Source organism: Leisingera sp. ABM4_101, from assembly GCF_056158725.1.
Genome location: NZ_JBSWTV010000002.1, coordinates 4,041,890 through 4,053,423, shown reverse-complemented (window position 1 = coordinate 4,053,423; position 11,534 = coordinate 4,041,890). Strand labels below are relative to the sequence as shown.

Annotated in this window: 13 protein-coding genes; 7 read left to right on the top strand and 6 right to left on the bottom strand. The window is 65.6% G+C overall.

The features are described 5' to 3' along the window. The first annotated feature begins 221 nt into the window (after positions 1-221). Both ACXAEK_RS20955 and ACXAEK_RS20950 read left to right on the top strand, forming a co-directional pair. Positions 222-524: a hypothetical protein gene (locus ACXAEK_RS20955; protein WP_475044884.1), complete on the top strand. Its 303-nt coding sequence runs from the start codon at positions 222-224 to the stop codon at positions 522-524. Between the two features lie 77 nt (positions 525-601). Next, entirely contained in the window at positions 602-1,198 is a 597-nt protein-coding gene (locus tag ACXAEK_RS20950) for a hypothetical protein (protein ID WP_475044882.1), read from the top strand. 50 nt (positions 1,199-1,248) lie between these two features. Here the strand turns inward: ACXAEK_RS20950 and ACXAEK_RS20945 are convergent, their stop codons facing one another. The 3 genes from ACXAEK_RS20945 to ACXAEK_RS20935 form a co-directional block, all read right to left on the bottom strand. After that, positions 1,249-2,232: a type I glyceraldehyde-3-phosphate dehydrogenase gene (locus ACXAEK_RS20945; protein ID WP_475044881.1), complete on the bottom strand. Its 984-nt coding sequence runs from the start codon at positions 2,230-2,232 to the stop codon at positions 1,249-1,251. A 122-nt stretch (positions 2,233-2,354) separates the two neighbouring features. Beyond that, a complete protein-coding gene (locus ACXAEK_RS20940) occupies positions 2,355-2,669 on the bottom strand; it encodes a hypothetical protein (RefSeq protein ID WP_475044879.1) in 315 nt (104 codons plus the stop codon). A gap of 67 nt (positions 2,670-2,736) precedes the next feature. Further along, positions 2,737-3,513, bottom strand: coding sequence for an IclR family transcriptional regulator domain-containing protein (locus ACXAEK_RS20935; protein WP_475044877.1), 777 nt, complete (start codon positions 3,511-3,513; stop codon positions 2,737-2,739). A gap of 212 nt (positions 3,514-3,725) precedes the next feature. Between ACXAEK_RS20935 and ACXAEK_RS20930 the strand changes: the two genes are divergently transcribed. Further along, complete coding sequence (locus tag ACXAEK_RS20930; RefSeq protein ID WP_475044875.1) at positions 3,726-5,174, top strand: glutamine synthetase family protein; 1,449 nt, start codon at positions 3,726-3,728, stop codon at positions 5,172-5,174. A 185-nt stretch (positions 5,175-5,359) separates the two neighbouring features. Next, a complete protein-coding gene (gene gcvH, locus ACXAEK_RS20925; RefSeq protein ID WP_065267652.1) occupies positions 5,360-5,719 on the top strand; it encodes a glycine cleavage system protein GcvH in 360 nt (119 codons plus the stop codon). A 117-nt stretch (positions 5,720-5,836) separates the two neighbouring features. Here the strand turns inward: gcvH and ACXAEK_RS20920 are convergent, their stop codons facing one another. The 3 genes from ACXAEK_RS20920 to truA form a co-directional block, all read right to left on the bottom strand. Then, the gene (locus ACXAEK_RS20920) at positions 5,837-6,772 is read right to left on the bottom strand and encodes a 2-hydroxyacid dehydrogenase (RefSeq protein ID WP_475044874.1); all 936 of its coding nucleotides are present in this window, start codon (positions 6,770-6,772) and stop codon (positions 5,837-5,839) included. Positions 6,773-6,852: 80 nt separating this feature from the next. Continuing rightward, entirely contained in the window at positions 6,853-7,587 is a 735-nt protein-coding gene (locus ACXAEK_RS20915) for an NYN domain-containing protein (protein WP_475044873.1), read from the bottom strand. A 208-nt stretch (positions 7,588-7,795) separates the two neighbouring features. After that, a complete protein-coding gene (gene truA / locus ACXAEK_RS20910) occupies positions 7,796-8,563 on the bottom strand; it encodes a tRNA pseudouridine(38-40) synthase TruA (RefSeq protein WP_475044871.1) in 768 nt (255 codons plus the stop codon). A gap of 112 nt (positions 8,564-8,675) precedes the next feature. On the opposite strand from truA, the gene ACXAEK_RS20905 reads away from it, so the two are divergent. The 3 genes from ACXAEK_RS20905 to ACXAEK_RS20895 are packed head-to-tail and all read left to right on the top strand — an operon-like array spanning position 8,676 to position 11,532. Continuing rightward, positions 8,676-10,091: a YcjX family GTP-binding protein gene (locus ACXAEK_RS20905; protein WP_475044869.1), complete on the top strand. Its 1,416-nt coding sequence runs from the start codon at positions 8,676-8,678 to the stop codon at positions 10,089-10,091. Further along, on the top strand, positions 10,088-10,543 hold the full coding sequence (locus ACXAEK_RS20900) for an N-acetyltransferase family protein (RefSeq protein ID WP_475044868.1): 456 nt from the start codon (positions 10,088-10,090) through the stop codon (positions 10,541-10,543). Before ACXAEK_RS20905 ends, ACXAEK_RS20900 begins: the two co-directional genes overlap by 4 nt. After that, complete coding sequence (locus tag ACXAEK_RS20895; protein WP_475044867.1) at positions 10,540-11,532, top strand: YcjF family protein; 993 nt, start codon at positions 10,540-10,542, stop codon at positions 11,530-11,532. The genes ACXAEK_RS20900 and ACXAEK_RS20895 overlap by 4 nt, the downstream gene beginning before the upstream one ends. The last annotated feature ends 2 nt before the right edge of the window (positions 11,533-11,534 follow it).

Below are 11,534 nucleotides of genomic sequence, written 5' to 3'. Positions count from 1 at the left end.
GCAGGTGAACCCGCCGGAGCTGACACTGGTTAACAATATACTTTGATTAAACGTCAGGCGCAGCCACCACTCACAACGCAGCTAAGCCTGACTGGAATGATACCACGCGGAATGTTACTGTCCAGATAATTGTCGGATTGATAATTTTCCCGTGGTGTCGTTTCATAGGTACGGATTTTATCAGTGCTGGAGCAATGGTTTAGTATTCCGGGGGTGCAATTGTGGATCGGTTGAAATCTATTTTCGAACTTCGCGACATGCTGCATGAGATGGAGCGCGACATTGGCCTGGACCGTTTGAGCCGCGCCGAAAGGGACGTGCTGCTTGCGGCCCACGCGCTGACCAGCGCACCGGGGGCGGCGGTTCAGTCCGAACAGATCCGCAGCCACCGCCTGGTGCGGGGCATTGCGCAGGCGACGTTTCACCGGACCTTGAAGTCCCTGCTAACGCTTGGCCTGCTGGAACGGGCCGGGGGCAGCAGGGCCAAGCATTACGTGGTCTGCTTAGACAAGGTCGCTGGCTGACGGCGGCTGGACGTTCGTTCAATAACCGGATTGCAGCTTCTCTGTCCTCTGTCTAAAGGGGCGGCATGATACGAGTATTGCAGTTGCCCCCCGGTGTTCAGAGTTTCGCGGTCATCACTGCCGCCTATGTTATTTGCCACGGTTTGACAGCTTGGGTTGTCACGCCGGTGCAGAATCTGTTCCTGCCGGACATCACCGTCTTTGCCAGCCTTGTTTACCTGCCCCACGGGGTGCGGGTGCTGAGCGTCTGGCTGCTTGGCTGGAAGGCCGTCCTGCCGCTTGCTGCCGGGGCCCTTCTGGCTGAGCTGCTGTTCACCTCTGCCAATGTGCGCCAGCTGATGGAGCCGGTGCTGCTGGAATCCATCGCTGTTGGCGCTGTTTCGGCGCTGGCGGCCTTCGAGCTTGCCCGGCTGCTGGGTAGGAACCTCTATGCCGGCCAGTCGCGGCGCATGGCCTGGTCCGGCTTGCTGGCCATCGGAGCCGTGGCTTCTGTGCTCAATTCCCTGGGGCAATCGCTGGTGTTTTCCGGGCTGATCTTTCCCGGCGATCAGCTGCCGGTGATGGCGGTCTATGCGGCAGGCGATCTGATCGGGCTGGCGGTTTGCATGGTTGTTCTGATGCTGATCTTCCGCTGGTTCCGCCTGGCAGGAAAAGGGCGCAGGCTGCAGGAATAGCAAAGCCCGCCGGACGGGCGGGCTTGCACACAGGTTTTGCGGGGGCGGGCCTATCCTGCCATCAGCCGTGCCACGTCCAGCATCCGGGCTGAAAACCCCCATTCATTGTCATACCAGCCAAAGACCCGCACCTGGGTATCCCCTGCCATACGGGTTTCCGGCCCGGCAATCACCAGCGATTCCGGCCGCGCCCTTAGGTCGGAGGAGACCAGCGGCATGTCGGTCCAGCCCAGCACCTTCGATGCGGCGACCCCTTCACGCAGCGCGGCATCGAACTCCGCCTCGCGCATCGGGGTTTTCAGCTGTGCCACCATGTCGATGGCAGAAACGCTGGCCGTCGGCACCCGCACCGCCGCACCGCTCACGCGGCCCTTCAGATGCGGCAGCACCTCATCAATCAGATGCATGGCGGATGTCGTCGTCGGCACCATCGACTGCGCACCGCCGCGCGAGCGCGCAAAATCGCCGCGCGGCGCGTCCACCATCGGCTGCGAGTTGGTATAGCAGTGGATCGTCGTCATATGCGCGGTGTCGATGCCTGCGATGCCGTCCAGCAGCTTGACCAGCGGCGTCAGCCCGTTGGTGGTGCAGGAGGCATTGGAGACGATGCGCGCATCGCCCAGCGTCTCCTCGTTTGCACCCAGCACCACAGTCAGTTCAGCCGCCGGGGAGGGGCCGGAGATCAGCACCTTGGCAGCGCCCGCCTTCAGCCCGCGTTCCGCCACATCGGAGGTCCGCGCAATGCCGGTGCACTCCAGCACCAGATCGACGCCGCTCAGATCCACCTTGGTCAGGTCCGGCTCATGGCTCACCGGGATGGTGCGCCCCATCACCTGCAGCGCATCGCCGCCATGCTCCACCGGATGGGCAAAGGGGCCAAAGGTGCTGTCGTACTGAAACAGATAGGCGCACATGTCCAAGGGCGCGATATCATTGATCCGCACCACCTCGATGCCGTCTCCGCGCGACGTGGTCAGAATCTGGCGCAGGATGGCGCGGCCAATGCGGCCGAATCCGTTGATAGCAAGTTTCATGCGCAATCTATGGCAGGCGCGCCGGGGCCGCTCAATCCGTCGCTCCCGGGAAAATGATCACATTTCACGGGGAGGATGTTTCAGAAAAACGCTGCCAAACCGCGCTAGCGTCAGGCGCGCGCCTATTTGCGGCAGATCACCTGCGCGTAATAGGTGCCGGTGATATTGCGCACCATTGTGTCCAGGCTGACGCTGCAGCCGGTGGCGGTTCGGATAGCCCTGACCGCCTGGCGCGCGGTCAGCACCGCAGGCGGGCGGAAGGCCAGATGCTCCAGGTTCATCCGGGTGGCGCTGTAGCGGTTTGGCACGTCCTCCACCGGGGCCACCACCCAGTCGCGGCCCAGCACGGTGACTTGCTTGCCCTCCACGCCCTGGGCCTGGGCAGCCGGGGCCAGCGCGGCGCAAAGGGCCGCTGCCAATGCAGTCTTTTTCATCATCGAAATGCTCCTGCGGAAATCACTGGTTTCAGCCTAGCTCAGGGCAGGGGCTTTGCAAGACGTAAGCTTACAGGTGATCCACTGCCTCCGCCTGGCGCAGCTCCGCGGCGCACAGCTGCAGCCCGCGCAGCAGCCGCCCGGCATCCGCCTCCGGCTGCTGGCCCCGCGGCGCAGAGCAGCCGGCCACGATCGGCGTCCGGCCGGGGCGCGACACAGACACCGCATAGCCGGTGATCCCGGACTCGAATTCACTGTCCGTCAGGCAATACCCTTGCGCGCGGGCTTCACCAACGCGCTCCAGAATGGCGGCGGGATCGCTCAGAGAGGCCTCGGTGTGGCGCGGCAGGTCCGTTTCTGCCAGCACCTTTGCGGCCTCTTCCTCCGGCAGCCCGGCCAGCAGCATCCGCCCCAGGCTGGTGTGGGCCAGCGGAATATGCGAGCCGGCGGTGAAGCCATAAGTGATATGGCCGTGCTCGACGGTGGATTGCGCCAGCAGCAGCACCCGGCCCTGATCCAGCATTGCCAGCGTCACCTCGATTTCCATCTGCCTTGCGTGGCGGTTCAGCACCGGTTGCACCCGGCGGCCGAACTGGTTGGCCTGCAGGAACCCGCCCGCCAGCGCCAGCACCCGCGGCGTCAGCGACAGCATCCGCCCGTCCTGGCGCAGATAGCCCGCCTGCACCAGCGTCAGCGCGCCCCTGCGGGCAGTGGCACGGTCCTGGCCGCTACGCCGCGCGATTTCGGCCAGGGTCATGCTGGGGGTCTCGGCGTCAAACACCGCCAGCACCGCCAGCCCCTTGGCAAAGCTCGACGAAATATTCCTGTCCTGGTCTGCCGCTGTCATGGCGAAGCCGTCCCGTTCTGATCCTGAATTGCCGCGGCCCGGCAGGGCATTGTGCGGATGCTGGCATCAATGTTCGCTTTGCGAACGCTGTCAAGGCGCAAAGGCACCGCAATATCCAGATTGCGCAAGGGGTTGCAGTGAAAACCGCCGCGGACTGGACGGCAGGCCATTTCCGGTGCAATTTCAAACAGCTCCGCACAACGAGGCCGCCCATGGCAGAAGATTTCACATCCGGCAGACTGGCCCGCCTGGGCCTGCTGTCACCTGAGGACTGCCGGAAGGCGGCAGAGATCACGTCGCGCGCGCAGTTTGACGGGATTGAGACGGTGCGGGTGCTGTTCCCCGATCAGCACGGGCTGCTGCGCGGCAAGACAGTGATGGCAGAAGCCTTTGCCCCCGTCTTTGACCGCGGCCTCAACGTGCCCGCAACCCTGCTGCTCAAGGACACCTCGCACCGCACCGCCTTCCCGGTGTGGGAGGAGGGCGCCGATCTGGCTGGCCCGATGCAGGGGGCAGGCGACGTGCTGCTGGTGCCGCGCCCTGACACTTGGCGCGCGCTGCCCTGGTCCGGTCACTCCGCCTGGATCTTCTGCACCCCGGTCTACCCGGACGGCCGGCCCATTCCCTTTGCCCCCTGCGCGGTGCTGCAGCGGCAGGTGGAAATGCTGACGGCGCAGGGCATGGCCGCCACCTTCGGGCTGGAGGTGGAGTTCCACTTGTTCGAGCTGGCGGATAAGTCCGACGCCCACGCCCAGGCCACCCGCCCCGGCGCCCCGGTGCAGACCCGCAATCTGACGCAGGGCTACCAGTATTTGACCGAAACCCGCTATGGCGAGGTGGAGGGCATCCTCGACCTGCTGCGCCGCAACGCCCAGAAGCTCGGCCTGCCGGTGCGCTCCGTGGAAATCGAAATGGGCCCCAGCCAGGTTGAGTTCACCTTTGCCCCCGACAGCGCCATGGCGCAGGCCGACGCGATGGTGATGTTCCGCACCATGGTCAAGGAGGTCTGCGCCCGTAACGGCCTGCACGCCAGCTTCATGGCCAAGCCGCGGCTGGACAACGCCATGGCCAACGGCTGGCACGTCCACCAGTCACTTCAGGACCTGGCCACGGGGCGCAACCTGTTCATGCCGGAAACCGACGGGATGCTCAGCCCTCCCGCCAGCGCCTGGATGGCCGGCCTGCTGAAGTACGCGGCGGAAACCTCGCTGCTGATCGCCCCCACGGTGAACAGCTACAAACGCTACCTGCCGTTCCAGCTGGCCCCCAGCCGCATCGGCTGGGGCGAGGACAACCGCGGCGCCATGCTGCGCGCGCTGATGCAGCCCCGCGACGCCGCCAGCCGGATCGAGAACCGCGCCCCGGACAGCTCCGCCAATCCCTATTATGCGCTGGCCGCCCAGATCATCGCAGGCGCGGCGGGGATCAGGGAAGGGCTGGAAGCCCCGAAACCCACCCTGTCGCCCTATAGCGAAGACGCCGACCGCCTGCCGCGTTCGCTGGGCCAGGCGCTGGATGGCTTCGCCGGCTCCGCCCTCTGCCGCGAGGCGCTGGGCGCAGACACCGCGGACTATCTGCTGCAGCTCAAGACCTTTGAGTGGGAACGCTATCTGGATACCGTCAGCGAATGGGAACAGGCGGAGTATTTCAACCTTTTCTGATCCCCCCGCAGGGCAGCAATTTCTCCATCTCCGGATGAATTGCCGACTTGATCGCCCGGCCCTCCCATTGATAGCGTATACTCGCGTATGCAGGGGGCGGCGCTGCCGGTTCCCGCTATATGCGGCGCCATTTCCGGCGGCCAGAGACATTCAAAACCCACGCCTCTTCGAAGGAACACACCCCCATGAAATACACCGAGGAACACGAGTGGCTGCTGCCCGAAGGCGACCTGATCACCGTCGGCATCACCGCCCACGCCGCCGAGCAGCTGGGCGAGGTGGTCTATGTCGAACTGCCGGAACCGGGCACCGAGGTCTCCAAGGACGACGAGATCGTGGTGATTGAATCGGTCAAGGCCGCCTCCGACATCCTGGCCCCCCTGGACGGCGAGATCGTCGAGGTGAACGAAGCGCTCGCCGACGACCCCGGCAAGGTGAACGAGGACGCCGAGGGCGACGCTTGGTTCTTCAAGATCAAGCCCTCGGACCTGTCGCCGATGGACGATTACATGGATGAGGCCGGCTACAAGGACTTCATCAGCTGATCTAGCTGCCCCGCCGCCATTGTGTATCCGGCTTTTTCCAGCGGGAAAAAGCCGGTGCCTCCGGCGGGAGTATTTCAAACCAGAAAGAAGCAACGGGCGTTTCTTTCCGGATTGGGCTCAATACCCCCGCTCACGGTCCACTTCGTGCAGCAGGTCTTCGCCCGCCTCCAGCCGCCGCAGGTTCTCCACCACGTCTTTCAGCGCGTCGCCCAGGTGCCAGCCGGACACATGCGGCGTGATGGTGACCTGCGGATGGGCCCACAGCGGGTTATCCGCGGGCAGGGGTTCCTTGCTCACCACGTCCAGCACCGCATGGCCCGGGGTGCCCCGGTCCAGTGCCGCCAGCAGCGCGGCTTCATCCACCAGATCGCCGCGGCCTGCGTTGATCAGTGTGGCGCCCGGTTTCATCGATGCCAGCACCTCGGCATTCATCAGCCCGCGGGTGGCAGGGGTGGAGGGCAGGATCGAACAGACATAATCGCATTCCCCCAGCATCTGCGGCAGCGCATCTGCGCCGTGGCGGCAATCGACGCCTTCAATCTCCTTGGGCGAGCGGCTCCAGCCCAGCACCTTGAACCGCATGTCCCGCATCAGCTGCGCCGTCATGCCGCCGATATGGCCTAGCCCCAGCACGCCCACCGTGGTTTCCTGCGGCCGTCCCGGTGCCAGCGGCTCCCAGGCGCTGCGGGACTGCGAGGCTGCGTGCGCCGTCATATTGCGCTGGCCGCGCAGCACATAGGCCAGGCAGAATTCCGCGATCTCATGCGCGGGTTCCAGCGGCTTCAGCCGGGTGACGCGCACATGCGGCGCCAGGCCCGGGTGCGCAACGATAGTATCCACCCCCGCACCCAGCTTCTGCACCAGTTTCAGGTTCGGCAGCTGTTCCGGCAGGCCGTCCTTCAGCACCGAAACAGCCAGCACGGTGATGTCTTCCAGGTTGCCCGGCGCCGAGATGGGCCGGATATCGGCGCCGGGGGCCATCGCCCGCAGCTCCTCCGCCAGCTGTTCCTCGGTATACCAGCCGTCGTGGCCGATGCTGATCAGCATTGCCATGCGCGTTCCTCCCCGTGCCGCGTCCCCTTGGCGGGACTAAGCCACGGATCGCGCTGGAACGAAAGACAGTTTTCGCGGTCTCAATCCAGCCGCCGCACCAGGATCTGGTTGCCCTCGCCGCGTTTGGTCTCAAACAGCTTCAGCGAAGCGATCAGGTCGCTCAGCTTGCGCTTGCCATAGCTGCGGGTGTCGAAGTCCGGAAAGGCCGCAGTGATATACTGGCCGATCTGGCCCAGGGTGAACCACTCGTCCTCCTGGCCGATCGCATCCATTGCCCGCACCACCAGCTTGGCCGGGTCCGGCAGCGCCGCGGGGGCATTGCCGCTGTCGTCTTCCTTCTTGGGCTTGGCCTTGGGTTTGGCCGGCTCCTCCAGCAGGTTCTCCACATAGATGAAGCGTTTGCAGGCCTGCACAAAGGCAGCGGGCGTCTTGCGCATCCCCATGCCGTAGACATCCACCCCCTGTTCGCGGATGCGGCTGGCCAGACGGGTGAAATCGCTGTCAGAGGAGATCAGCACGAAACCGTCAAAGCGGCCCGAATGCAGGATGTCCATCGCGTCGATCACCAGCGCTATGTCAGAGGCGTTCTTGCCGGTGGTATTGGCAAACTGCTGATGCGGGATGATCGCCAAGGCGGCGAGTTTCTCCTTGTTCCAGCCTTGCGGGCTGCCGCCGGCAAAGTCGCCGTAGATGCGGCGGATGCTGGCCTCGCCGAAGGAGGCGATCTCCTCGAACATCGCCTCGGCGTATTTGGCAGAGATATTGTCGGCGTCGATCAGGACAGCCAGAAGCGGCGGTTTGGTTGTTGGTGCCATTTTCGGGGTCTCTGCTTTCTTTTGTGTGCGGGCGGTGCCGCAGGGGAGCTGCCGGTTCGTCAGTATGGCTGAGTATGGGCAGGTGCCGCTGCGATGCAAGGGCAGGGCGGTTTGGCTGCTGCCTGCTGCCGGAGGGGGCGAGGGGGTGCAAAGGGGGTGCACAGGTGGTGCACAGGGGGTGTACGGATGGCACCCCCTTCAGTCCGGCTCAGGCAAAGGGATCGTCCGGATACCCTACCCGCGCCAGATAGAGGCCATGGCCGGGGCAAACCGGCCCGCAGGCGGCGCGGTCGCAGGCTTCCAGCGCGGCCTTCACATCGGCCGGATGCCAGGCCCCGGCGCCGACCCGCTCCAGCGTGCCGACAAAGCTGCGCACCTGATTGTGCAGAAAGCTGCGGGCGCGGACGTGGAAATGGATCTCCGGCCCGGAGAACCCCTGCACCCGCTCCACCCGCAGTTCGTCCAGCGTCTTGACCGGGCTTGCCGCCTGGCAGATCGAGGAGCGGAAGGTGGTGAAATCATGATTGCCGATCAGGTGGTTGGCCGCTTCCTGCATGGCGTCTGCATCCAGATCATGGCTCAACTGCCAGACCTGTCCCGCGTCATGGGTGGCCGGTGCGCGGCGGATCAGAATGCGGAACAGATACTGCCGCTCCACCGCGGAAAACCGGGCGTGCCAGTCCCCCTCCACCCGGGCGCAATCCACGATGGCGACCGGATCGGGCTTCAGATGGTAGTTCAGCGCTTCTGACAAGCGGAACGGGTCCCACTCCTTGGCCATGTCGCAATGCGCCACCTGACCCAGCCCGTGCACGCCGGTGTCCGTGCGCCCGGCGGCGGCAATGGTGTGCTCCCCCGGCTCCAGCCGCGCCAGCGCAGCCTCGATCGCGCCCTGCACCGACGGCAGGTCCTTCTGCCTCTGCCAGCCGGCAAAAGGCTTCCCGTGATATTCGACTTTCAAAGCAAAACGCGGCATGGCCGGGCAACTAGCAACAGGGCCGGACCAGGGCAAGCCCTGCGTGCGCTCTGGTATCCGGGTGGGAGGCCGCCTATCTTGTCAGCAGCAAGAACAGAGCAGGATCAGGGCCTTGGTGATAACCTCCCTTGCAGACGGGGTGATGAGCGGGGTGGAGAGCGCGGCCAGCGGCCTCTCCGCGGCGCTGTTCGACCGGCCCATCCGGCTGGGCGTCACCGGGCTGGCGCGCTCCGGCAAGACGGTGTTCATCACCTCGCTGGTCGCCAATCTGATGGACCGGGGCCGGATGCTGCAGCTGAACGCCGCGCGCGAAGGCCGGATCGAGGCCGCCTTTCTGCAGCCCCAGCCCGACGACACCGTGCCGCGGTTTGACTATGAAAACCACCTCGCGGCGCTGACCGGGCCGTCACCCCATTGGCCGGACAGCACAAGGGCGGTCTCTGAGCTGCGTCTCAGCCTCAAGGTGCGGCCCGCCGGCTTGCTGGCCGGGCTGCAGGGGCCGCGCACGCTGCATCTGGATATTGTCGACTACCCCGGCGAATGGCTTCTGGACCTGGCGCTGCTGGACAAATCCTATGGCGAATGGTCCGCGGATGTGCTCGCCCGCATCGCCGCCCGGCCGCAGGCAGAAAATTTCCTGGCTGAGAAATCCAAAGCCGTCCCCGCGGGGACGCATGACGAGCCGCAGGCCCAGGCGCTGGCCGCGGCCTTCACGGATTACCTGGCTGCCGCCCGCGCCGCCGGTTTCTACGATTGCACACCGGGCCGCTTCCTGCTGCCCGGTGACCTTGAGGGCTCGCCGGTGCTGACCTTTGCGCCGCTGCCGCCTGAGGCCAGCGCGCCGCGCGGCAGCCTGTGGCGTGAAATGGAACGGCGCTACGAGGCCTATAAATCCAAGGTCGTGAAGCCCTTCTTCCGCGACCACTTCGCCCGCATCGACCGGCAGGTGGTGCTGGTGGATGCGCTCTCGGCGATCCATTCCGGCCCGCAGGCGGTAGAGGACCTGCGCCATGCGATGACCGATATCCTCAGCGCCTTTAAACCGGGCCGCAACCATTTCCTGACCCGGCTTCTGGGCGGCAAACGGGTCGAGAAAATCCTGTTTGCCGCCACCAAGGCCGACCATCTGCACCACGCCCAGCACCCGCAGATGACCGCCATCATCGAGGCGCTCACCCGCGAGGCGCAGGACCGCGCCCGCTTTGCCGGCGCTGAGACTGCGGCGCTGGCGCTGGCCTCCCTTCGCACGACGACAGAAGAAATGCGCAGCCATAACGGCAGCGAATTACCCTGCGTGCGCGGCACCCTGCTGGACAGCGGCAAGCAGGCGGCTTTCTACCCCGGCGCCTTGCCCGATGACCCGGCCCAGTTGCTGACACCGGCGCGGCAAGGGGCGGAGCGCTGGCTGGAGGGCGATTACCAGTCAATGGCCTTTGCACCCGCGCCGCTCACCCTGAAACACGGCAGCGGCCCGCCGCATATCCGCCTCGACCGCGCCGCAGATTTCCTGATCGGAGATGCCTTGTGACCCTTGTCTTGCGCCCCGCGGCCCCGCTCGATGCGGGGGCAACCGGTGATATTCTCTACCGCTTCCAGCAGGATACCGAATGGATGCCCAAGCTCTATTCATCGGCCCAGACGATCATGTTCTGCGGCATGATGATCGACCGGGGCTGGGTCACCGTGGCGGAGCGGGACGGGACGGTTCTGGGTTTCCTGGCCCGCAAGGAGCAGGAGGTCTGCTCCCTCTACCTTGCTCCCGGGGCTTGCGGGCAGGGGGCGGGCAAGATGCTGCTGGATGCTGCCAAGGCGGCGGCGCCGCGCCTGGTGCTGAACACCTTTGCCGCCAACACCAGGGCGCAGCGGTTCTACCTGCGGGAGGGGTTTGCCGAAGTTGCCCGCGGCGATGGCTCTGGCAATGAAGAGGGCCTGTCAGACATCACCTATGAATGGCGCGCCGCGCAGGAGGCCGCGGCATGAGCAAGAAGCCCGTTCTGTTTGATCTGGAGGAGGAGGAGGCAGATGCCCCCTCCGTCACAGAGGCGCCGCCTGTGCCCGATCCGGCGCCGCTGGCAGCGCGGCCAAATGCAATGGAGCAGGCGGCCCGTATCGCTGCCCGCCGCCCGTCACGGCTGGCCCGCTGGTTCTGGACGCTGCTGGTTGCGGTCATTGGTGCCATGGCCTCCGTTGCGGCCTGGGATTTTGCCGCCGGGCTGATTGCGCGGGTGCCGCTGCTGGGCTGGGCCGTCACCGCTGGCCTGGGCGTGCTCCTGCTGCTGGCGCTGGCGATGGCTCTGCGTGAGCTGGCGGCGCTCTCCCGGCTGCGCCGCGTCGATGCGCTGCGTCATTTGGCAGAGGAGGCCGCGGATCTGGCCGATGCCTGCGCCTTCACCGCGCGGCTGGAGGCGTTTTACAAAGGCCGCGAGGATCTCAGCTGGCATCAGGCCCGGCTGGCGGAACGCCGGGATGAGGTGATGGATGGCGACGCTCTGCTGCTGCTGGCAGAGGAGGAACTGCTGCTGCCGCTGGACGCCATTGCCCTGCGTGAGGTGGAGGCCGCGTCCCGGCAGGTCGCGACGGTCACGGCGCTGGTGCCAATGGCGCTGGCGGATATTCTGACGGCGCTGGTTTCCTCGCTCAGGATGATCCGCAGGGTGGCGGGGATCTACGGCGGACGCCCTGGGTTCTTCAGTTCCTGGCGGCTGACCCGCGCGGTGCTGGCGCATTTGGCCGCCACCGGCGCAGTGGCCGCAGGCGATGACTTGCTGGAGCCGGTGCTGGGCGGGTCGGTTCTGTCCAAGCTCTCCCGCCGGTTCGGCGAAGGGCTGGTCAACGGCGCCTTGTCCGCCCGCGTTGGTATTGCCGCGATGGAGGTCTGCCGCCCGATGCCGTTCTCGCCGCAGCACAAGCCCAGCACCCGCAAGGTGGTGCAGCGGGCGCTGACGGGATTGTTTTCCAAGGAGAAATAACG